This window comes from Georgenia sp. X1117, assembly GCF_057784635.1.
Genome location: NZ_CM173492.1, coordinates 3,009,435 through 3,031,060 on the forward strand (window position 1 = coordinate 3,009,435; position 21,626 = coordinate 3,031,060).

The window sequence follows — 21,626 nt, forward strand, 5'->3', positions numbered from 1 at the left end:
GTACTGCTTCCGACGGGGAGCGACGCTGGCGGTCAGCGGCTCAGGACGTGTGGGGGATGCCGAGGCGATCGGCGGTGGCACGGACCTTCTCGACCAGCTCGTTCTGGTCGATGATCGACTCGAGCACCACGACGTCGTCGAAGTGGGAGACCGAGTTCGCGAGGTCCTTGCCGACGAAGAAGACGTCGGCGTCGCCGTTGCTGGTGGAACCGAGGTCGCCGTGCTCGACGGTGACGCCGTCGGCGCCGATGGTCTTGAGGGCCTTCTCGAGATTCATCCGGACCATGAGCGACGAGCCGAGGCCGGAGCTGCACATTGTCATGAACTTCATGGGGTGGTCCTCCTTGTGGTGGCGTGTGCCGGGTGGGTCAGTCGGCGTCGATGACGGCGCGGACCTGGGCGTGGTCGGTGGCGGTCACCAGGGCGTCTCGCCGTTGCTCGTCGATGAGCATGGAGGCGATGTCTGCCATGACGTCCTGGTGGCTCGAGCTGTTCTCGGCGGCAAGGACGATGACCGCCCGGACCGGGTGCTCGGACGAGTCCGCCAGCAGGGCGGGTGTCGCCAGGAGCAGGAGCGCGACGGCGGTCTGTCGCACGCCGGCCTCGGGTCGGGCGTGCGCCAGCGTGACCCCGAAGCCGAGGTCCATGTAGGTTCCGCCGGGCTCGCGGACGTTGTCGACGATCTGGTCGACGTAGCGCTCCTCGACCGAGCCGTCGGCGACGAGCGGAGCGGCCGCCCGGCGGACGGCCTCCTCCCAGTCGAGTGACCCGGCGAAGGCGATGCGGTCGTCGGTGAGCAGGTCGGGCAGCATCATTCTCCTTGGGGGCGGGCACGGGGCTGGTCGATCGCCTGCGGCGTCGGCGCGACGACGGTGAAGCTGGCCGTCGCGTCGGCGGAGGCGAACGTCGTGCGTCCGTGCACGATCGGCTGGTGGTCCGGTGCGTAGGCCGTGGACTCGGTCTGGAGGCGGCGCGCGTCGGTCGGCACGTCGAGCAGGTCGGCGGCGTCGCCGGTCGGGCGGACCATCGACACCCGTACCCGGTCCTCGACGAGCTTGACCCCGTAGGTCTCGCCGAGGAAGCCGTAGAGCGAGGTGTCGGTGAAGTCCGTCGTGGCGACCTCGGGGTAGACGAGGTGGGAGAGCCACACACGGCTGAGATGGTCGACGGTGCCGTCGATGGAGCGCAGGCGGTCGAGCCGGACCACGGGGGCGGTGGGGTGGATGCCCAGGGCCGTGGCGACGTCGGCAGGTGCGGTGAACACGCCCTGGACGAGGACCCGGGAGTCGACTCGGCGCCCCTCGGCGGCCATCTGCCGGTACAGCCCGGTGAGGTCGTAGACCTCGGTCCGCGCCCCGTCGAGGGCGCGGCGACCGGTGGTGAAGGTTCCGCGGCCCTGCTCGCGACGGACGACGTCGGCACGGGCGAGCTCGTCGAGGGCGCGGCGGACGGTGATGCGCGAGACGCCGTACTCGTCGCACAGCACCGTCTCGCTCGGTAGCGCCGTCTCGGGCGGGGCGGCGGAGTATCGCCGCAGGAGGTCGTCCCGGACGGCGACCCACTTGCCCCTCGGCGCGCGCGGCCGCATGGCCGACGGGGGGCGCGCGGTGGTCTGCGTCATCGGAGCCTCGCTGCACATCATGATGAATGGACGACAAACATCATAACAACTAGCCGGAAGGATGGTCAATCATTATGACCAAGGTGAGGGGCGGCCTGACGGGGGTGATGCGGCATGGTCACGGCAGCGTGTGCGTGACCGCGTGTGCGTGACCGCCTGCGCCGGTCGTTGGTTCGGTGCACGACCGGCACCTCCCGCCCCGGCACATGACGAGGGGCCGAGGAGCTGATGCTCCCCGGCCCCTGGTGCCGGTCCGGCGCCCACGTCCCGGCGCCTGCGCGGTGGCGCCGTCGTCGGTCGGGATGTTCCTCCCGCGACCGGCTCAGATGTAGATCGCGGGGTCCAGCCACCGCTCCTCGGCGTCGGCGGTCACCTTGGGCGGGAGCGCACGGGCCGGCACCCCCACGGCGGAGGTGTCGTCGGCGACGTCCTTGACCACCACGGCGTTGGCGCCGATGCGGGCGTCCGCGCCCACGGTCACCGGGCCGAGCACCTTGGCGCCCGCGCCGATCGTGGCCCGGTCACCGACCGTGGGGTGCCGCTTGCCCTTGCTCATCGAAACACCACCGAGAGTGGTGCCGTGGAAGATCACCACGTCCTCGCCCACCTCGGCGGTCTCCCCGATGACCACGCCCATGCCGTGATCGATGAACATGCGCCGCCCGATCGTGGCGCCGGGGTGGATCTCGATCCCGGTCAGCGCGCGGGCGGCCTGGGACAGCAGACGCGCCGGCATGCGCAGGCGGTGCCGGGTGGGGTCCGCGTGCCACATGCGGTGCGTGAGCCGGTGTGCCCAGAGCGCGTGCACGCCCGGGTAGGCGAGGGCGACCTCGAGGCGGGAACGCGCGGCAGGGTCGCGCCGCTGCGCCGCCTCGAGGTCCTCGCGCAGCAGCACCCAGAAGGGCACACCGGAGTCGTGCACGTCAGTCGACCAGGCCCTCGAACAGCGCGGTGGACTGGTAGCGCTCACCCAGGTCGGGGAGAACGACGACGATGAGCTTGCCGGCGTTCTCCTCGCGCTTGGCGACCTGGACGGCGGCGGCGATCGCTGCGCCGGAGGAGATGCCGACGAGCAGGCCCTCCTCGGTGGCGGCGCGGCGGGCGTAGGTCAGCGAGGAGTCGATGTTGATGTCGACGACCTCGTCGTAGAGCTCGGTGTCGAGGATCTCGGGGACGAAGTTCGCACCGAGCCCCTGGATCTTGTGCGGGCCGGGCTTGCCGCCGTTGAGGATGGGCGACTCCTCGGGCTCGACCGCGACGAGGTGCACGCCCGGCTTCTGCCCCTTGAGGTAGCTCCCGGCGCCGGTGATGGTGCCGCCCGTGCCGATGCCGGAGACGAGGATGTCGACCGCGCCGTCGGTGTCCGCCCAGATCTCCGGGCCCGTGGTGGCGCGGTGGATCTCGACGTTGGCCTGGTTGGCGAACTGGCGGGCCAGCACGGATCCGGGCCGCTCGGCGGCGGTCTTCTCGGCGGCCTCGACCGCGCCGCGCATGCCGTCGGGGCCGGGGGTGAGGATGAGCTCGGCGCCGAAGGCGCGCAGCAGGGCGCGGCGCTCCTTGGACATGGTCTCGGGCATCGTCAGGACGACGTCGTAGCCGCGGGCGGCGCCGACCATGGCCAGCGCGATGCCGGTGTTGCCCGAGGTGGCCTCGATGATCGTGCCGCCCTCGGCGAGCTCGCCGGACGCCTCGGCCGCGTCGATGATGGCGACGCCGATGCGGTCCTTGACGGAGTTGGCCGGGTTGAAGTGCTCGAGCTTGGCGACGACGGTCGCGCCGGCGCCGTCGGTCACGCGGTTGAGACGGACGAGCGGGGTGCGGCCGATCGCCTGGGTGACGTCGTCGAAGATCTGTGCCATGGGGTGCCTCCGGGTGGTGGTGGGACGTGCCGGGTCGAGTTGGGGGGGTGCGCGACCGCGCGGGCAGGGCGGCGGTGCCGTCCGGGCGCGGTCGGCGCCGTGGAGCTGAGGGGCGGGGGGTCGGGGCGCCGGGGGCGCGTAGGGCCCGACGCCCTAGCGACAGCCGCCCTCCGTGCAGAAGGCGAAGTGGTGCGGGGGTGTCAGCGACACCAGGTCGTCACGCACGGCTCACCTCCCGACGCTGGTCGTCGGCCATGGACATTGAATGCTCAATCAACCCTATCGGGTCCTCGACCTCCATGGTGCACGATCGACGCCGGTGCCCGCCGCCCGGGGTGGGGGCGTCCCGGACCTCGGGACGGGGGAGCGGGTGGGGTGCCGGTCAGGCGGTGGTGCCGTCGTCGGGGGAGGTCCCGGGGCGGGTGATGGTCCCGGGTCCGTCGGTGGTCCCGACGTCGGACCCGGCCTTGTCGTGACGGCCGCCCGCGCCCGTGCCGTGCGGGGTGATGACGGGCCGCTGCGGCGCCGAGGTGTCCCCGAGTGAGGTGTCCTCGAGGCGGGACACCGGCCTCGAGCGCTCGGCCATGGTGTTGAGCAGGGCGGCCGCGGTGGCCGCGTCGTCGACCGTGACGACGGAGACGCGCCCGCCGGAGCGTTCGACCTGTACCGCCGCACCCTTGCGGGTGACGAGACCGACGCGGCCGTGCACGTCGGTGCGCACACCCCAGCCGCCGAACTCGGCGAAGGGGTCGACCTCGGTCGTGCCGGCCCGAACGACCTCCTCGGCGCGCGCCCGCAGCACGGTGAGGCCGAGCACCGAGCGGGCGGTCAGCCCCTCGCGGTCGACCCGCACCCGGAAGCGGAGGAAGGCGAGCTCGAGCACGATGAGCGCGAGGGCGAACACCGTGCCCCACAGCCAGCTGCCGACCACGCCGATGAGGATGCCCGTGGCTGCCAGGAGCACGACGATCCCGACGATGATGGGCATCGGCACGCCGGTCCCGCGGATCCAGACCGCCTGCTGGCTGGGGCAGAGGTCGGCGCGCGGCGCCTCGGCGGGGACGGGCTCGGTGGCGCGGACGATCGGGTCGTCACCTGCGGCGGCGCCCGCGGCCACGCCGACCACCAGCGCCGCCACGCAGGCGAGCACGATGCCGGCCACCGGGTCGCCGGGCGGCACGGTGAGGTTGACCTGGACGGTCGAGACGGCGATGCCGGCGAACATCGTGGCCATGCCCGCCGAGAGGCCGACCACCATCCGGCGCGTGAGCGACTGACGGCCGACGAGGACGGCCAGCGGGCACATGATCGCCAGGGAGACGCCGCACATGACGGCGGGGACGGCCAGCAGCTCGGTGGTCGAGCTCCAGCGGTCGGGGCCATCGACGCCCCAGTGGACGGCGACGCGCTCAGGCAGGTCGCCCACCACGGCCGCGATGTAGATCCAAGCCGCCGCGGTGACGAGCAGGGGCAGGGCGACGCCGAGCAGCCAGGCGCGTCCGCGGTGCGGGAGCGGCCCGCGTCCGCGGGTGGTGTGGTCGGCGTCGGTCATGACTGCGGCTCCTTGAGGAGGTGGACGACGGTGGTGAGCGGGACCCCGGACTCGGCCGCCGTGCGGCGGACGTCGTCGATGGCGCTCAGCAGGCGGGGGGCCGGGGAGGGGTGGTCGTGGCGGACCGTGGCCCCCCGGCCGCGGCGCAGGTCGAGGAAGCCCTCGTCGCGCAGCACCTGGTAGGCGTGCAGGACCGTGTGCTGGTTGACGTCCAGGCTGCCGGCGAGCTCCTTGGCCGAGGGCAGTCGGGCGCCGGCGCGGAGCCGCCCGATGAGGACGGCGTCGCGCACCTGCCCGGCGACCTGCTCGAAGAGCGGCTCCGGCGACGCGGTGTCGATGACGATCTGCACGGTTTGATTCTATAGTTCTATGTGAACTAGAGCAATAGGCCGAAGTGAACGAGTGCAACCTCGGTCGGAGCGGTGGCGGTGGCGGTGGCGGTGAGCGGGGCCGCCTACGCGTCGGCGAGGGGGATCTCGATGGGGTGGGGAGACGGTTCTTCGACCCGGGCGGTGCCGGCGGTCAGCTCGGCCACGCGGGCGGCCAGCGCGTCGGCGTCGTCGGTCGCGACGTCGAGCGCCACCCCCTCGGCCTCCCAGGCCGCCGCCAGCACCCGGGTGCCGCCCACGCCGCGCAGCTCGGCCTCCAGGCGTGCGCCCGTGGCGTGGTCGGCGCGCACCGTGCACCGCGCGAGCACCTCGACGCGTACGAGCGGCAGCCTCTCCAGCGCCAGCCCGACGGCGTCGCCGTAGGCGCGCACGAGCCCCCCGGTGCCGAGCAGCGTCCCGCCGAAGTACCGCACCACCACGGCCGCCACGTTCTCCAGGCTCGCGCCGAGCAGCCGGTCGAGCATGGGCCGCCCCGCGGTGCCCGAGGGCTCGCCGTCGTCAGAGCTGTGGGTCGGGGCCGGGCCGCCGCCGGTGCCCCCGAGCACCCACGCCGAGCAGTGGTGCCGGGCCTGCGGGTGCTCGGCGCGGGCCCGGGCGAGCACCGCCCGGGCGGCGTCCTCGTCGTCGGCGCGGGCGAGCACCGTCAGGAAGCGGGAGCGCTTCTCGACCAGCTCGGCCTCGACCCACGCCCCGCGGGCGGGGCGGCGCACGTCCTGCCCGGTCACTCCGTGGTCGGGGCGCCCAGCAGGTGCTCGACGCGGCCGCGCTCGAGCGCGGGCAGGTAGTCGTCGGGGGCCGTCCTGGTGGCCAGCACGAAGTCGGTGAGCTGCTTGCGGACCGTGGCGCGCAGGACCTCGGGGTCCCAGGGCTTGGCGACGTAGTGGTCGAGCCCGCCCTCGTTGACCGCGCGGATGGTGTCCTCGTGGCCGGCCGCCCCGGTGAGCAGGATCTTGCGCGAGTCCGAGGTCCGCGGGTCCACCCACGCCTCGACGAGCAGGTCGACGCCGGTACGCCCCGGCAGCTGGTGGTCCACCAGCAGCATCGCCAGGGCGTCGCCGTCGGCGATGACCTCTTCGACGATCGCCCAGGCGTCGTCGACCGTGTCCGCCTCCTCCACGCGCAGGGCCTGCGCGATCTCCTCCAGGTCGCGCACGACGGCGGCGCGCACCCCGGGATCGTCCTCCAGCACGAGGAGGGTCAGCCTCATGTCCGCTCCTTCCCGGCGGTCTCCTCCGCCGCCTTGGTGCCGCCGGCGATCGGCAGCTCCACGATCATCTCGGTCAGGCCCGCCTTTGATCGGGCGTGCATCGTGCCGCCGGCCTCGCCGACGATCTCGCGGCACAGGGCCAGCCCCAGGCCGAGTCCGGACCCGGTCGAGTGGTCCTTGGTGCTCACGCGCGGGGCGAAGATCCGTTCGAGATCGGCCGGCGGGATCGGCGGGCCGTCGTTGGCCAGCACCACGCGCACCCCGTCCTCGTCCGCCCGGCTGAGGGTGATCGTGAGCCTCCCCGTGCCGCCGGTGGCCTCGGCGGCGTTGACCAGCACGTTCGTCCACACCTGGTCCAGGCTGCCCGGCCGGGCGAGCACCGGCGGGGCCTCCTCGAGGCTGATCGTGACCTCCATCCCGCGCAGGCGGTGCGCGGTCAGGGTCAGCGCGTCGCGCAGGCCGGCGGCGACGTCGACCTCGGCGGGCTCGGCTCGTGCGGACGAGCCGCGCACGTAGGTGCGGACCGCACCGGTGAGGGTGGTGATCTGGCGGGCGGCGACGTCGAGGCGGCCCAGCGCCGCGCCGACGGAGGTGGCGAGCGCGGACAGCTCGACGGCGTCCGCCCCGGCCGCGGACAGCTCGAGGGCCTCCTCGACGTCGGCGCAGCCGGCCACGACCAGACGACGGGCGAGCGCGTCGTCGCCGAGGCGCTCAGCGATTGCTCGGCGCAGCGCCCGGTCCTGCGCGGTGGTGCGGGGCGCGGCGTCCCGGGCCCGGGCCAGCGCGAGGCGAGCCCGAGCGGCGGGGGAGGAGGCGGGATCGTCGGCGGTGCCGGCCAGCGCGCCGAGCAGCGCGTCGAGGTCGGTCCCCAGGGTGTCCGCGGCGCGGGACAGGGCCGCGGTCGGGGTGGCCAGGTCGTGCGCGATGCCGGCCGTCAGGGCGCCGAGCCGGGCGGTGGCAGCCGCGTCATCCACGTCGTGCGGGGACGGGCTCGGCACGGTCGTCAGGCTCCTCGGGGATCGCTGGGGTACCGAGCCTACCGGCCCGGTGTGACGAGTCCCGCGACGACGTCCCTGGCGAGGGATCTCACAGGGCGCGTACTCTGCGGAGGTTGGCCCCTGCGTCCGGTGCTCTGGCATCCTTGGGGGTCGTTGATCGTCCACCCGAGAAAGGAGCGGCAGGGCCATGGCAGTTCCGAAGCGCAAGATGTCCCGCAGCAACACCCGCTCTCGCCGGTCCCAGTGGAAGGCCGAGCTCACCCAGCTCGTCACCGTCCGCGTCCGGGGTCGCGAGATCAAGGTCCCCCGTCGTCTGGCGAAGGCCTACCAGAAGGGCCTCGTCGAGGCCGACTGAACCACGACGCACCGGCTCCGCACCTGATGGGTGCGGAGCCGTCGTCGTCCCGGGAAGGTGCTCGCCGGCACCGCCGACGCCGACCGGCGACGGCGCCGGCGAGGCGTCCGCGTACACGTGCGCCGCACCGGCGCGACCGAGGAGAGGGGCCGCATGCCTGACGTTCCCGGACTGGTGCGGCTCGAGGGAGCCCCTCGGCCCTACTCCTGGGGCTCGACCCACGTCATCCCCGACCTGCTCGGCGTGCCCGCGGACGGCACCCCGGTCGCCGAGCTGTGGTTCGGCGCCCATCCCGAGGCGCAGGCGCGCACCCGCGGGTGCGCACCGGACGACGCCGCCGGGACCACCCTGGGCGAGCACATCGCCCGCGAGCCCGGCCGCACGCTGGGCCACGACGTCGTCGGCCGCTACGGCGAGCAGCTGCCCTACCTGCTCAAGCTCCTGGCCCCCGCCCGGGCACTGTCCCTCCAGGTCCACCCGGACCTCGACCGCGCCCGCCGCGGCTTCGCCGCCGAGGAGGCCGCGGGCGTCGACCGCGGCGCGCCCGAGCGCCGGTACCGGGACCCCAACCACAAGCCCGAGATGGTCTACGCCCTCACCCGCTTCGAGGCCGTCTGCGGGTTCCGGGCGCCGCGCCGTGCCATCGAGGTCCTGGCCGGCCTCGACACCGACGTGACCGTGGCGATGGAGGACGAGCTCCGGCGCACCCCGTCCGCGCCGGGCGTGCGCCGCGTCGTCGAACAGCTCCTCGGCGCCGGCACCCGGCCCGGGCCGGAGCAGGTCGGGCAGGTCGCCGCGGCGGCCGCACGCCGCCTGGAGGAGGGCGTCTCGCCGTCCCCGCGCGTGGACCGGATCGTCACCCAGCTCCAGGGCGAGCACCCGGGGGACCCGGGCGTCGTCGTGGCCCTCCTGCTCAACCCGGTCACCCTGCGACCGGGGGAGGCGATGTTCGTGCCGGCCGGTGCCGTGCACGCCTACCTGTCCGGGTTCGCGGTCGAGATCATGGCCTCCTCGGACAACGTCCTGCGCGCCGGGCTGACGACCAAGCACGTCGACGTCCCCGAGCTGCTGGAGACCCTCGACTACGTCGCCGCGCCACCGGTGCGCATCGCCCCGGAGACGGTGAGCCCCCACGTGGGCGTCTACTACGCGCCCGTGGACGACTTCGAGCTGGCGGTGGTCACCCTCGAGGACGACGCCGGGGTGAGCGTCCCGGGCCGCGGCCCGCGCGTGCTCCTCGCCGTCGACGGCGCGGTGACCCTGCGGGTCGACGGCGCCACGGCCGACCTGGCTCGCGGCGAGGCCGTGTTCGTCGCCGGCGACCTGGGTGCCGTCAGCGTCTCCGGCACCGGGCTGCTGGTCCAGGCCGACGTCCCCTGACACGTCCGCGCCGTCGCCGCCGGAGGCCACGCGGGTGAACCCTGGGGGAGATCTAGCCCCGGTCCTGACCGGTGCGAGGCGTTACGGTGTCCGTGCCCGGCGTCACAGACGACGCGTTGCCAACAGGCGGTCCCGGGCACGCAGGCAGGAGCGGAGGAATCGGTGGACCACAAGCCCGGTGCGGTCGTCGCGGGCTACACGATCGAACGTGTGCTCGGCCGTGGCGGTATGGGCTCGGTGTTCCTCGCCCGTCACCCCCGTCTGCCGCGCCAGGACGCGCTGAAGATGCTCAGCTCCTCGCTGATGGCCGACGAGAGCTTCCGCACCCGCTTCGAGCGCGAGGCCGACCTCGCCGCCCAGCTCTTCCACCGCAACATCGTCGCCGTGTACGACCGCGGCGAGCACGAGGGGCGGCTGTGGATCGCCATGCAGTACGTCGAGGGCACCGACGCCGCGGCGGCCGTCAAGGCCTCCGACGGCGGGCTGGACCCGGCGCGGGCGGTGCACATCGTCCACGAGGTCGGCGCGGGGCTGGACTTCGCCCACCGCACGGGCCTCCTGCATCGCGACGTCAAGCCGGCCAACATCCTGCTCGCCCCGCCCCTGGACCCCGACGACGAGGACGAGCCCGAGCAGGTCCTGCTCACCGACTTCGGCATCGCCAAGACCGTCGATGACGGCGAGAACCTCACCGGCACCGGCAACATGCTCGCGACGATCGCCTACGCCAGTCCCGAGCAGATCGAGGCCCGCCACCTCACCCACAAGGTCGACATCTATGCGCTGGGCTGCGTGCTCTACGAGCTCCTCACCGGCAGCATCCCCTTTCCGGCCGACACCCCCTTCGGGAAGATGAACGCCCACCTGACCACGCCGCCGCCCAGGCCCTCGGAGAAGGTGCCCGGGCTGGGGCCGGCCTTCGACGAGGTCGTGGCCCGGGCGATGGCGAAGGACCCCGAGAAGCGCTACGCGACCTGCCGTGAGCTCAGCCGGGCCGCGCGGGCCGCGATGCGGGCCATGGAGGAGGTGCACGACACCACGGTGCGGGCCGACCCGGAGCGGACCATGCCCGCCCCGCCCCGCTCCGCCCCCGTCACGCCTCCGGCCCCGACCGGGCAGCCGGTGCCCCCGCCGGAGGATGAGGAGCCCGGCACCGCCGGTCAGGCGGCACCGGGTGCGGACGGCGGCCCGGGGGCTGACGCCGGAGGGCCGGCGCAGGGGCAGGGTTCGGCCGCCAGCCCCGACGGGCAGTCCGGGCAGAGCCGGTCGTTCTCCGGCCCGCGCCCGCCCTTCACGCTCATGGTGCGCCGCTTCCACTCCGACGGCAGTCCCTCGCTCGAGGTCGGACCGGTCGACACCCGCGAGATCCACCCCCGCGACCGCGCCTCGCTGGAGAACCTGCTCAACGACGCCCGCTTCTTCGACCTGCCGCCACGGCTCCCGCTCGAGCGCATCGTGGCGGGCGACCACCTCGAGGAGATCACCGTCGGCAGCGGGGGCCGCACCTGGACCGTGGCCTACGAGCGCCACGGCGCCCGGCACCCCGAGCTCCTCGACCAGATCGCGCACCGGCTCGCCCGACTGGCCCAGTGGCATCCGACGAGCGCCTCCCCGGCGCCCTACCTGCGCTCCGACGGCGAGGGCGACCTCGCGTGGTCGACCGACGGCAACGCGCCCCGCGGCGCGGCCGGTCCGGGTTGGACCGCGGGGCGGGCGAGCGTCCCCGCGGCGGGACCCGCCGGGCAGTTCGCTGCTCACGACCCGGGCCAGTCCCTGCCGCCGGGTCGGACGGCTCAGCACGACCCGAGCCAGTCCTTGCCGCCGGGCCGGGCGGCTCAGCACGATCCGGGCCAGTCCTTGCCGCCGGGTCGGACGGCTCAGCACGACCCGGGCCAGTCCCTGCCGCCCGGCCGGTCCGCGCAGGGCCTGCCCGGTGGCCCCGCCCAGGGCTCGTCCGGGCACGGGGTATCACCGCAGGCGGCGCCGCACGGACCGGGCGCCGCACCTGCCGCCCGGTATGCGGGATCCCCACCGTCGGCGAGTGGCACACCGCCCCGAACCGCGTTCGGCCCCGGCGCAGGCGCAGTGGCAGGGACGGGGACCGGCGGCTCCCGTCCCGCCTCCCGTCGGCGCGTGCACCCCGCGGCGTACGTGGTGATCGCCGTCCTCGCCGTCGCGCTGCTCGGCGGCGTCGGCTGGCTCCTGCTGGGTGGTGGCGACGACGACGGGACCACCGGCACCACGCCCGGACCGTCCCCTGCGCCGCCAAGGCCCGCGTCCGACTGGGACGGGGCGTACGAGGCCTTCCCCGAGCTGCTGCCGGCGAGCCCCGGGGGCACCGGCTACAACGAGGCGACCTGCGCCGACGAGCCCTCTGATTTCCTGCCGAGGCCCGACGGCGTCACCTCATACATCACCTGCACCCAGGAGGACGGGCTCGAGTTCGTGGTCCTGGAGTTCGACTCGACCGAGTCCGTTGCCGCCTTCGTCGAGGACGGCATACAGAACCAGGGGTGGGTGGAGGATCAGTGGCACCGGACCGACACCCCCGACGTGCCCGAGGGCGACCTCCTCATCAGCGACGTGGGGGTCACCGACCCCGGTTTCATCCACACGTCCTTCGTCAATCCTGTGCAGGCGTTCTTCGTCGTATCCACCTTCTGGGAGGGGCACGACAGGGAAGAGATCTCCGACGAGTGGTGGGCCGGCGCCCCGTTCTGACCCGCTCAGCCGCGCAGGGCGGCGATGTCCGCGGCGACCTCGGCGGCCGTGGGGTAGCTGTTCTGTCCACGGACGTTAGGTACGGCGTGGCTGCTAGACGATGACGAAGACCTCCGGGTGAGGTGTGAAGCGACCAAGCATTCGCATCTCACAAACCGGAGGCCTTCGTGTCCCACGCTAACGCTCGATTAACCCCTGCTGGTCGGTTGCGACTGGCCCAGCTCGTCGTTGACAAGGGATGGACGCTGGCCCGTGCTGCCGAGCGGTGGAACTGCTCGGTGACCACGGCCAGGAGGTGGGCCGATCGGTACCTGGCCGAGGGCCGCGCCGGCTTGGTAGATCGATCCTCCCGGCCGGCTCTCTCGCCCCATCGGACCGCGACCCGTGTCGAGCGGCGCGTGATCGGGCTGCGGGTCTCGCGGCGCTGGGGGCCGGCTCGGATCGCCTACCGATTGCGGATGGCGGTTTCCACGGTGCACAAGATCCTGCGCCGCTACGCCTGCCCGCCGCTGGCCTGGACCGACCCGGCCACCGGGGTCCGGATCAAGTGGTCCCGGCGCAAGGTCAACAGCTATGTCCACGACGCGCCCGGCGACCTGGTCCATGTCGACATCAAGAAGCTCGGCAAGATCCCCGACGGCGGCGGCCACAGGGTGCTGGGCAGGGCAGTCGGACGGAAGAACACCAAGCGCGGCAAGATCGGCTACTGGTACATCCACAACGCCGTCGACGACCACAGCCGGCTCGGCTACAGCGAGCTGCTCACCGACGAACGCAAGGAGACCGCCGCCGCATTCTGGCAGCGTGCCAACGCCTACTTCGCCTCGGTCGGGGTCACCGTCCAGCGGGTACTGACCGACAACGGCGCCTGCTACCGCTCCCGGACCTTCGCCAACGCCCTCGGCGAGACCATCGCGCACAAACGAACCCGGCCCTACCGCCCCCAGACCAACGGGAAGGTGGAGAGGTTCAACCGCACCCTCCTCGAGGAATGGGCCTACGTCAGGCCCTACTCCTCCGAGTCAGACCGTGCTGGAAGCTTCACCGACTGGCTCCACACCTACAATCACCACCGCGGTCACACCGCACTCGGCGGCAGATCACCAGCCGACCTCGTACCCAACCTGCGTGGACACAACAGGTAGCGCTCGCCGGGCGCGGCCAGGCACGTGCGCACGACCCGGTACTCGTCCGCGTTCAGCCCGGCGTCGACCGTGGGGCCCGCGGCGCCGAGAACTTTGCGGATCGCCAGCATCGGCTGCTGCGCGGGCAGGTCCCCGTACAGGCCCCGCCCGGTCAGGGCGTGGTGCAGCGTGGCACCCAGCCCCCACACGTCCGTGGCCCGCGAGGGGCTGGCACCGGTGAGGAGCTCCGGGTCGACGAACCCGATGGAGGCCTCCGGTGCCATGCCCGTCAGCGCGTCACCCACGGCGAGCACCCGGGCCAGCCCCAGGTCGGCCAGGCGGCCACCGTCGTCGGTGAGCATGACGTTCGCGGGCTGCACGTCGCCGTGCGCCATGCCTGCCTCGTGCAGGGCGTGCACGGCCAGCGCGGCGTGCTCCAGGGCCCGCAGCGCCTCCCCACGGGAGACGGCGCCTGCGTGGGCGGCCAGCGAGCCGAGCGGGAAGTGCTCGGTCGCGTAGAAGAAGCGCTCGTCCAGGACGGCGTCGTACACCGTGGCGAGGTAGGGGGAGTCCACCGAGGCGAAGGCGCGCAGCTCGCGGGTGCCGCGCCGGTAGGCGTCCTCGGTGACGTGCCCGGCGAAGACCTTGACCCGGACCAGGTCCTCTCCGAGGCCCAGCCGGGCCGGCGGCCGGGCCAGGTAGAAGTGGCCGTGGTTGCCGTCGGCGACCCGCTCGAGCACCTCGTAGTCGGCGAGCCTGGGCAGGCCTGAGGCGCCGTCGTCGGTCGTCATGTCCGCTCCCACCTGGTGCCGGGCCGCGCCCGTCCGGAGGGCGCCGGGCCGGGCGTCGACGGCGGGCGCGCCGCCGACGCGCCCACAGTATCGGCCGCGGGACCTGCGGGAAGAAGGTCTGGTGCCCGGCCCGCAGACACGGGAGGCTCATGCCATGCACCTCGCCGGCCACGTGTTCCTCTGCATCGCGGTCATCATCGTCGCCGCCCGGCTGTGCGGCCGCCTGGCGCTGCGCCTGGGCCAGCCGCCGGTCGTCGGGGAGATCATCGCCGGCATCGTGCTCGGGCCCAGCCTGCTCGGTCTGCTGCCCGGTGACCTCGACGCCCGGCTCTTCCCGGCCGAGGTCCTGCCGCACCTGGACATGTTCGCCCAGCTGGGCCTCGTGCTGTTCATGTTCATCGTCGGGCTCGAGCTGGACATGACGCTCGTGCGCGGGCGCCAGCGCGTGGCCGGGACGATCTCGCTGTCCTCGGTGGCGCTGCCCTTCGCGCTGGGCGCCGCGCTCGCCCTGGTCCTGCACCCGCTGCACACGAGCACGCCGCAGGGGCCGGTGCCGATGCTCGGCCTGGCGCTGTTCCTCGGCGTGGCGATGTCGATCACCGCCTTCCCGGTGCTCGCCCGCATCCTCACCGACCGCGGGATGCACCGCACGAGCACCGGCGTGCTGGCGCTCGCCTGCGCCGCCGTGGACGACATCCTCGCCTGGACGCTGCTCGCCCTCGTCGTCGCGGTCGTCCAGGGTGACGGGCCCGCCGACGTCGTGCGGATCGTGGCCCTGACGGCCGTGTTCGCCACCGTGATGTTCGCGCTCGTGCGCCCCTGGCTGCGCCGGCTCGTCGACGCCCACCGGCGCGCGGGGCGCCTCACGCCGGACATCCTCGCCGTCGTCCTGGTGGGGGTGCTGCTGTCGGCCGTGGCCACCGACGTCATCGGCATCCACGCCATCTTCGGCGCCTTCGTCTTCGGCGCCATCATGCCGCGCGAGGGCGCCGAGGATCTCACCCGGGAGATCCTCGAGCGGCTCGAGCAGGTCAGCGTCCTCCTGCTGCTGCCGCTGTTCTTCGTCGTCACCGGGCTGAGCACCGACATCAGGGGGATCACGGCGGCGGGCCTGTGGCAGCTCGCGCTCATCCTCCTGGTAGCGGTGGGCGGGAAGTTCGGCGGCGCCTACCTCGCCGCCCGGGCGATGAAGGTGCCCCACCGACAGGCCAGCGCCCTGGGCATCCTCATGAACACCCGCGGCCTGACCGAGCTCGTCATCCTCAACATCGGCCGCCAGCTCGGGGTCCTCGACGGCGAGCTGTTCACCCTGCTCGTGCTCATGGCGGTCCTCACCACGATGATGACCGGACCCCTGCTGCGGCGCGCCTATCCCGACCGGATCATCGCCCGGGACATCGCCGCCGCCGAGCGGGCGAGCCTGGGCGTGGAGCAGTCCCACCGCGTGCTCGCGCTGGTCCCGGACCCGGCCGACGGCGACCGGCTCGCCGCCACCGCCGCCGGGCTGCTCGGCGGACGACGCCCGGCCCAGCTCGTGCTCAGTGCGCTGGTGCGCAAGGAGGCGGCGCCGGTCGAGGTCGGTGCCGGACTGGCCGGCGACCTGGGACGGATGACCGCCGCCGTCGAGGCCATGCACGCGCTGGCGGCCCGGGTGCGGGCCACCGGCGTCGAGGTCAACGTGCTCGTGCGGATGACCTCCGACCCCTGGACGGACCTGCTCGGGAAGGCGGAGAGCACCGGCGCTGCGACCGTGGTCCTGCCGCGTGGTTGGGCCCGGGAGGTGGGGGCGGACACCGGCGCCGGGCACACCTTCGACCTGCTGCTCGTCGACGAGGACGGGGCTGCGCTCCAGGGGGAAGGCGTCGTGCACGTGCACGCCGGCGCCGACGATGACGGGCGCGCCGCCGTCCTGCACGGTGCCGCCCTGGCCCGCACGACCGGTTCGGCGCTGGCCCTGCACGCGCGCGGCGGCGCGCGGGTGCTGCGGCGGCACACCGCCGCCCTGGCCCCGCTGGTCGCCGCCGGGCTCGAGATCCGAGACGGCAAGGAGGAGGCCGGGGTGCACGTCGCCGCGGCCTCCCTCGACGACGACGCCGCCCGGGGTGCCCTGCTCACCGTGCGCTGCGGGCAGGAGACGGCCGACGCCGAGCTGGTCGAGGCGGTCGGCGAGATGAGCGGGGCGCCGTCGGCACGCCCGTGACCGGCGCGCCGACCGACCGCGGCGCGAACGAGGTCAGAGGCGGGCGGCGGAGGACTCGAAGGTGAAGGTGCGCTGACCGAGCAGGACGTGCGTGCCCGGGGTCAGCACGAAGCTCTGGTGGGGCTGGAGCCGGCGCCAGGCCTGGTCGTGGGAGGTCGCCACATAGGTGCCGTTGGCCGAGCCGCGGTCCACCAGCTCGACGTCCCAATCGGTGAGGCGGATCTCCGCGTGCACCCGGGACAGGGCGCCGGAGCTGTCGTCAAGCCGGACCGGCTGCAACCGCCCCTCCCGGACACCGGGGTCGGCGTCGGGCCGGCGGCCGAGCACGTAGTTGTGGTCGAGGACGAAGGTGGCCCCGATGTCGAGCACGAGGTGCCCCAGCGGGGGCCGCCGGTCCTCGACGAGGATGCCGGTCACGTGGTCCATGCGGATGCCGCACAGCCGGCAGAAGGAGACGCGCGGGTCGTTGAGGTGGCCACGCGAGCAGCGGAACCCGCGCACGCGCTCCTCGGTCGGGTACCTGGGCCCGTGGACAGGCTCCGGCTCCGGCTCCGGCGAGGGGTCGGGCCGAGGTGTGGAGCCGGGCTGCGGCGCCGGGTGCGGCGAGGCGGCGGGCCCGTCGTCGTCCGTCGGAGCCTGAGGAGCCGGTGCGGCGACGGGGGCGGCCTTCGCGCCACCCGTCTGACGTGGGGGCAGCCCGCGGCCGAGGCCGGTCGCCGTCGGCAGGGGACGGCGTGCCGGCTCGGGCGGGCCCCCGGCGATCCGCTCCGACAGTCGCGGCGCAGCCCCTGCACCTGCCGGTCTACTGCCTGCGGGCGCATCGCCCGCGGGGGAGTGGCCCGGGGTGGGTGGGGAATCGGCCGGCGGCGGCACGGCGGGTCGGTTCTCCGGCAGAAGGGCCTCGAACATCCCCGACGGGGTGGCGTCCTCCGGCAGTGCGGGCGCCTCCGGCGTCGCCGCCGAGGGCGTCGCGGGGCCGGGCGTCATGGCGTCACCGCCGCGCTGCCCCTGCGGGGCCGACCCGGACATGCCCGACTGGGACGTGGCCGCGTCACCTTCGGACGTGGCCCCGGCACCGACCGACATTGCTCCGGCGTCGGGACCCACGGCCTCCGGCCCGGGGACGGGGCCGACGACGACCGCGGTACCCGGCACGACGCCCCGCTCGAACCCGCCGAGCGTGTCAGGGGCCGGCACCTCGAGGTCCGCCCCGGCGTCGGAGAGCACGAGCCGCCCGGTGGGCCAGGCGACGAGCCGGTCGACGGTGAAGGCCGAGTCGCGTCCGTCGAGCCGGACCGGGTCCTCGCCCGTGGCGCCCACCTCGACCACGCGGACCGCGCCGTGCAGGAAGATCGCCAGGCCCTCGCCGCTGGCCGAGACGACCCCGACCGCGGGCGCTCCCGCGCCGTTCCCGGCCACCTGGCCGAGCCAGATCGTCAGCCGGCGGGCGATGTCGCGACCGGGGGCATCGGGCGCCGTCCGGGAGGACTCGCGCAGATGATCGAGCACGGCCCCCACGTGCTCGCGGTCCGCGCCGTCGGCGGCGATGAGCGCCAGCACGCCGGGCAGCCGCACGACGTGGTGGCGGCCCGGGACGACGAGGGCGGGGGCGGCGTCGAGCTGCGTGGTCATACGAATCGACCTCCGTTGAAGCGCCAGCGGATGAACGGCACGCGCATGGGCCCGTTCTGCACCAGCCACACGAGGAACCAGGTGGTGATGAAGTGGATGAGGAAGGCGGACAGCGGGACGTCCCCGACACCGGGGAGCCAGCCCAGGTGCAGCAGCAACCAGATGAGCGCGCCCTCGTTGATCCCGGTGAGCAGGCCGAAGATCGTCGGCCAGTCCTTCTCCCATCGGAACTGCTGGAGCCCGTGGTAGATGAGCTCCCAGACCAGGCCGAGGACGATGACGGTGCCGAGCACGGTGTACGTCACCTGGTAGGCGTGGCCCAGGGAGCCGTCGACCGGCAGCAGCGGGGTGATGACGGCCGTCCACAGGCCACCGACCACCAGCGTGACGAGGATGCGGGACTGGATCCGCCCGTTGAGCGTGGGAAGCATGGCGGCTCCTACTCGACCGGCCGGTTGCGGGCCCAACGCCACCACTGGGCCATCGAGCGCCCGGGGCCGAGCCTGCGGCAGAACCCGAGGCGCGAGAGGTCGTCGGCGATCTCCTGCGCGGCGATCTGCAGCCCGAGGAAGGTGTCGACACCGGGGAAGGGGCCGCCGAGGGTGGCGCTGCCCGAGGCGTACAGGCGCCCGGGCCGGCTCCGGGTACCGATGACCTCGAACTCCTTTGTCACGTCCAGGCGGCCCTTGGGGTTACGGCCCGCGCCGCTGTGGTCGAGCAGGTCGGCCAGGACACGGCTCTCGCGGATGTCGGCCTCGAGCCCCGTGCAGTCGATGACGAAGTCGGCGTACTCCTGGCCGGTGCCCTGGTCACCGGAGAGGCTGACGAGGACGCCGGAGCCGCCGGGCGCCGGCTCGAGGGAGTCGATCGTCGCCTGCACGCCCCGGTACCAGCCCTCGCGGCGTCCCCGGCGCAGCTGGGAGAGCCACAACCTGCGGAAGGGGGTGTTGGTGCCACCCATCTCCTCGTACGCCTGGGCCCGGGCGTCGCCCTCGAGCCGGCGCATCTTGTCCTTGAGCTGGCCGCCCCACACCGACTTGGGGTAGTTGAAGCCCTGGTAGGCCCAGCCGTCCTTGCCCGGTCGCCGGTTGAAGATGTTCTTCCCGTGCGGGCCCGAGTAGTAGGTGCGGAAGACCTGGAGGATCTCGGTGCGCAGCCCGTGGTCGTCGCGGTCGTCGATGAGGCGCTGGAGCACGCGGGAGGCGACGATGCCGCCGCCGCGCACGATCACCCGGCCGGGTCGGATGCGCAGCTGCTCGTAGACGTGCTCGTGCGGCTCGTAGGCGTTGACCACCCGGGTGGGGTCGCGGTACCGCTTGCGGTAGTCCTGCAGGTCCTTGAGCAGGCGTAGCCCGGGGTAGCCGATGGCGATGTGCACGTACTGCGAACGGAAGGCGATGCGCCTGGTGGGGGTCGCGCCGTCGGGCGGGGTGAGGATGGTGACGTAGCCACCCTCCTGGCGGCGGCGGACCATGCGGACCTGGCCGCGGCGCACCGAGCCGAGGTAGCCGATCCGCAGCATCTCCTTCTCCATGGAGGAGAAGGCCTGGCCCGCGCGTGGCGTGTAGTAGTTGGTGAGGATCGGCTCGGTGAGGACGTTCCACAGCGGGCCGAAGAACTCCTTGGGGTTCTTCGCCGACAGCGCCTCGGAGATCGCGTAGGAGGGGAACCCCCAGATGTTGTCCGGGCGGGACTGGGAGTCCGACCGCAGGCGCTCGCCGCGGGGGATCTGGGAGACCCGGGTGAGGTACTCGTAGCTCTGCCAGGGAACCTCCAGCCCGGTGAGCACGACCATGTGCTCGGCCGGCACGCCGTAGATGCGCAGGTAGTCGTAGGTGACGAAGGAGCCGATCCCGCCGCCGACGGTGACGAACGGGACGTCGACGACGGGGATGCCTGCACGCTCGAGCATGTCGTCGGTCCAGACGTCCGTCGAGACGAGCTCATCGGTGAGGTCGCCGGGACGGGGTGAGGCGGTGGGTGGGTGATGCGCGACGGCATCGTTCGCGGACGGGCCGCTCATTCGTGGTCCTTCTCTGTCCTGTGGAGGTCGATGCTTGGGTGCCGCGGGGGGTTCGGCGGTCCTGGGCAGCGGTCGGAGGCCAGGTGACGTGGTGGGAACTGCTGCGCACACCGTACTGATCCGGTGAGTGCTGGACCACACTTTAGGAGGAGAGGAGGACCCGTCGGCGGGATCGGTCGCGCCGGTGGATGGAAAAATCCTGAGCCGCGGCACCGTGTGGGCGATGTCGCGACTCAGGACAGGAGAGCGGGTGACGGGAATCGAACCCGCGCCGTCTGCTTGGAAGGCAGAAGCTCTACCATTGAGCTACACCCGCGCGGTCCCGCCCGTGGGCCGGACCGGCGCCCAGGCTAGCAAGGCGAGCAGGCCCCGTCCGCGCCCGACGAGGGTGAGTGATCGGTGTCTCCCGGCCGGGTCGGGGGCCGGATCCCCGCGACGGCGCGCGTAACCTGGGCAGCGCGAGCGCGCCGCCGACCCTGGTTCCGCACGGGCGGCGCGGTCGACGGCGCCGGTCCTCCGGCGCGATCGGGGTGTGGCGCAGGTGGTAGCGCGTCCGCTTTGGGAGCGGAAGGTCGTGGGTTCGAGTCCCGCCACCCCGACGGCGAGGTCCCGACCCCGGGAACGACGACGCCCCCGTCACGGACGGGGGCGTCGGTCGTGCGGCGGAAGGCTCAGGCGCGCGCCTCGTAGGAGAGGCACTCGGCCTCGGGGCCGCCCACGCGGATGAACTCCGCGCTGCACTCGAGGTTGACGTTGTGCGCGCAGGAGGTGCGCTGGCAGGCGCCGACCTGGGCGACGATGCGGTCGAGCCCGCCCTTGATGTTGAGCGGCAGGAAGGTCGCGCACTGCGCATCCTGGCCGACGGTGACGGCGAAGGCGGTGCAGCCGTCGTGGTTGTAGGAGCAACCGTCGACGGAACACTCGCTGACGTGGGGCATCTCCATGACGGACATGGTGGTTCTCCTCCGGTCGTGTCGGCACCGGCGGTGCCTTTCACGGATGAATGTAGAACCATCCAAAGAATGCGTCCAGAAAGGTTTGGCGAGCCTTACCGTGAGTTTCGGAGCCCGATTGAATTGTGTGCGGGAAATGATTTCTTAATCGCGAGTGTCACCTATGTCCCGAGCCGGGCGTCCCGTCGCACGTGTCGACCGTGCGGCGGGACGCACGTCCGCCGGCGGGCCGGCTCACCTCTTCGCGTCCCACCACCGGCGGGCGGACCGCTCGGACAACACCCAGGCGACCGCGATCGCGCCCGGCACGTACAGCCAGATCGCCGGGCCGACGGGGTCGTCCACCTCGGCCGTTCTCAGCGCGAGCAGCACCAGGGCCCCGACACCGAGCGTGGACAGGAAGAGCAGTGCGCCGACCGCGGTGTCGAACGCCTTCCGTCGATCGGCGTCCCGGTGCACGCCGTGGTTCCCGAGGGAGGCGAGGGCGAGGATCGAGACGAGCGCAGGAAGGGCGAGCACGATGACGACGACGATGCCGTCCGTCCCCACTGCCCCCTCGGCGATCGCCTGGATCGCCGCCCACCCGAGTGCGAACGACCGCTCTTCGCCGTCGTGCGTGTAGTGGATGAACGGCAGGACGAGCCCCGCGGCGAGCAGGGCGCTCGCCGCGAGCATGACGAACCGGACGAGGGAGGTCTCGAGCTCGACCACCCTCCCCTCGAGGCTGCGTACCGCGCGCTGGAGGTCGGTCGCGCTCGGATCGGTGGTCATGGCGGCTCCGTCGTCGGGGTGTGCGTGTCGGGGCCGAGCGTAGGTGCCGC

21 protein-coding genes and 2 tRNA genes are annotated in these 21,626 nt (G+C 73.3%); 6 read left to right on the forward strand and 17 right to left on the reverse strand.

Annotation, left to right across the window (positions count from 1 at the left end):
- Positions 1–40 precede the first annotated feature (40 nt).
- From AC3D3D_RS13945 to AC3D3D_RS13990, 10 genes are all read right to left on the reverse strand, one after another.
- Positions 41–331, reverse strand: a complete 291-nt coding sequence (locus AC3D3D_RS13945; RefSeq protein WP_463663461.1) for a PTS sugar transporter subunit IIB — start codon at positions 329–331, stop codon at positions 41–43.
- Positions 332–368: 37 nt separating this feature from the next.
- Positions 369–815 (reverse strand): PTS sugar transporter subunit IIA, encoded by a 447-nt coding sequence (locus tag AC3D3D_RS13950; RefSeq protein WP_488512166.1) that lies wholly within the window; start codon positions 813–815, stop codon positions 369–371.
- Positions 812–1,621: a GntR family transcriptional regulator gene (locus AC3D3D_RS13955; RefSeq protein WP_463663459.1), complete on the reverse strand. Its 810-nt coding sequence runs from the start codon at positions 1,619–1,621 to the stop codon at positions 812–814. The genes AC3D3D_RS13950 and AC3D3D_RS13955 overlap by 4 nt, the downstream gene beginning before the upstream one ends.
- 322 nt (positions 1,622–1,943) lie before the next feature.
- A complete protein-coding gene (gene epsC / locus AC3D3D_RS13960) occupies positions 1,944–2,543 on the reverse strand; it encodes a serine O-acetyltransferase EpsC (RefSeq protein ID WP_463663458.1) in 600 nt (199 codons plus the stop codon).
- Position 2,544: 1 nt separating this feature from the next.
- Positions 2,545–3,480, reverse strand: a complete 936-nt coding sequence (gene cysK / locus AC3D3D_RS13965; RefSeq protein WP_463663457.1) for a cysteine synthase A — start codon at positions 3,478–3,480, stop codon at positions 2,545–2,547.
- Positions 3,481–3,862: 382 nt separating this feature from the next.
- Positions 3,863–5,032 (reverse strand): DUF1648 domain-containing protein, encoded by a 1,170-nt coding sequence (locus AC3D3D_RS13970; RefSeq protein ID WP_463663456.1) that lies wholly within the window; start codon positions 5,030–5,032, stop codon positions 3,863–3,865.
- Positions 5,029–5,382 carry a GntR family transcriptional regulator gene (locus AC3D3D_RS13975; RefSeq protein ID WP_463663455.1) on the reverse strand — a complete coding sequence of 118 codons (354 nt, stop codon included), beginning with the start codon at positions 5,380–5,382 and terminating at the stop codon, positions 5,029–5,031. The genes AC3D3D_RS13970 and AC3D3D_RS13975 overlap by 4 nt, the downstream gene beginning before the upstream one ends.
- 104 nt (positions 5,383–5,486) lie before the next feature.
- Positions 5,487–6,146: an IMPACT family protein gene (locus AC3D3D_RS13980; RefSeq protein ID WP_463663454.1), complete on the reverse strand. Its 660-nt coding sequence runs from the start codon at positions 6,144–6,146 to the stop codon at positions 5,487–5,489.
- Positions 6,143–6,628, reverse strand: a complete 486-nt coding sequence (locus AC3D3D_RS13985; RefSeq protein ID WP_463663453.1) for a response regulator — start codon at positions 6,626–6,628, stop codon at positions 6,143–6,145. Before AC3D3D_RS13985 ends, AC3D3D_RS13980 begins: the two co-directional genes overlap by 4 nt.
- Complete coding sequence (locus tag AC3D3D_RS13990; protein ID WP_463663452.1) at positions 6,625–7,626, reverse strand: sensor histidine kinase; 1,002 nt, start codon at positions 7,624–7,626, stop codon at positions 6,625–6,627. Before AC3D3D_RS13990 ends, AC3D3D_RS13985 begins: the two co-directional genes overlap by 4 nt.
- A gap of 187 nt (positions 7,627–7,813) precedes the next feature.
- Between AC3D3D_RS13990 and rpmF the strand changes: the two genes are divergently transcribed.
- The 4 genes from rpmF to AC3D3D_RS14010 all read left to right on the forward strand — a co-directional run bounded on the left by rpmF (position 7,814) and on the right by AC3D3D_RS14010 (position 13,227).
- The gene (rpmF, locus tag AC3D3D_RS13995; RefSeq protein ID WP_463663451.1) at positions 7,814–7,981 is read left to right on the forward strand and encodes a 50S ribosomal protein L32; all 168 of its coding nucleotides are present in this window, start codon (positions 7,814–7,816) and stop codon (positions 7,979–7,981) included.
- Between the two features lie 171 nt (positions 7,982–8,152).
- Positions 8,153–9,361 (forward strand): mannose-6-phosphate isomerase, class I, encoded by a 1,209-nt coding sequence (gene manA / locus AC3D3D_RS14000; protein ID WP_463663503.1) that lies wholly within the window; start codon positions 8,153–8,155, stop codon positions 9,359–9,361.
- Positions 9,362–9,523: 162 nt separating this feature from the next.
- Positions 9,524–12,082, forward strand: coding sequence for a serine/threonine-protein kinase (locus tag AC3D3D_RS14005; RefSeq protein ID WP_463663450.1), 2,559 nt, complete (start codon positions 9,524–9,526; stop codon positions 12,080–12,082).
- Between the two features lie 167 nt (positions 12,083–12,249).
- Entirely contained in the window at positions 12,250–13,227 is a 978-nt protein-coding gene (locus AC3D3D_RS14010; RefSeq protein WP_488512172.1) for an IS481 family transposase, read from the forward strand.
- On the opposite strand, the gene AC3D3D_RS14015 is transcribed toward AC3D3D_RS14010, so the two are convergent.
- Positions 13,161–13,997, reverse strand: coding sequence for a protein kinase domain-containing protein (locus tag AC3D3D_RS14015; RefSeq protein ID WP_463663208.1), 837 nt, complete (start codon positions 13,995–13,997; stop codon positions 13,161–13,163). The genes AC3D3D_RS14010 and AC3D3D_RS14015 overlap by 67 nt on opposite strands.
- A gap of 154 nt (positions 13,998–14,151) precedes the next feature.
- Between AC3D3D_RS14015 and AC3D3D_RS14020 the strand changes: the two genes are divergently transcribed.
- Complete coding sequence (locus tag AC3D3D_RS14020; protein ID WP_463663209.1) at positions 14,152–16,197, forward strand: cation:proton antiporter; 2,046 nt, start codon at positions 14,152–14,154, stop codon at positions 16,195–16,197.
- A 33-nt stretch (positions 16,198–16,230) separates the two neighbouring features.
- Here the strand turns inward: AC3D3D_RS14020 and AC3D3D_RS14025 are convergent, their stop codons facing one another.
- The 4 genes from AC3D3D_RS14025 to AC3D3D_RS14040 all read right to left on the reverse strand — a co-directional run bounded on the left by AC3D3D_RS14025 (position 16,231) and on the right by AC3D3D_RS14040 (position 20,168).
- Positions 16,231–17,829, reverse strand: coding sequence for an FHA domain-containing protein (locus AC3D3D_RS14025; RefSeq protein ID WP_463663210.1), 1,599 nt, complete (start codon positions 17,827–17,829; stop codon positions 16,231–16,233).
- Complete coding sequence (locus AC3D3D_RS14030) at positions 17,826–18,260, reverse strand: hypothetical protein (protein ID WP_463663211.1); 435 nt, start codon at positions 18,258–18,260, stop codon at positions 17,826–17,828. The genes AC3D3D_RS14025 and AC3D3D_RS14030 overlap by 4 nt, the downstream gene beginning before the upstream one ends.
- An 8-nt stretch (positions 18,261–18,268) precedes the next feature.
- On the reverse strand, positions 18,269–19,852 hold the full coding sequence (locus AC3D3D_RS14035; protein WP_463663212.1) for an FAD/NAD(P)-binding protein: 1,584 nt from the start codon (positions 19,850–19,852) through the stop codon (positions 18,269–18,271).
- A 245-nt stretch (positions 19,853–20,097) separates the two neighbouring features.
- A tRNA-Gly gene (locus tag AC3D3D_RS14040) sits at positions 20,098–20,168 on the reverse strand.
- Positions 20,169–20,378: 210 nt separating this feature from the next.
- On the opposite strand from AC3D3D_RS14040, the gene AC3D3D_RS14045 reads away from it, so the two are divergent.
- Positions 20,379–20,451: transfer RNA gene (locus tag AC3D3D_RS14045), tRNA-Pro, on the forward strand.
- A gap of 72 nt (positions 20,452–20,523) precedes the next feature.
- Here the strand turns inward: AC3D3D_RS14045 and AC3D3D_RS14050 are convergent.
- Together AC3D3D_RS14050 and AC3D3D_RS14055 are read right to left on the reverse strand one after the other, a co-directional pair.
- Positions 20,524–20,805, reverse strand: a complete 282-nt coding sequence (locus AC3D3D_RS14050; protein WP_463663213.1) for a DUF1540 domain-containing protein — start codon at positions 20,803–20,805, stop codon at positions 20,524–20,526.
- 234 nt (positions 20,806–21,039) lie between these two features.
- Positions 21,040–21,576, reverse strand: coding sequence for a hypothetical protein (locus tag AC3D3D_RS14055; RefSeq protein ID WP_463663214.1), 537 nt, complete (start codon positions 21,574–21,576; stop codon positions 21,040–21,042).
- Positions 21,577–21,626 lie beyond the last annotated feature (50 nt).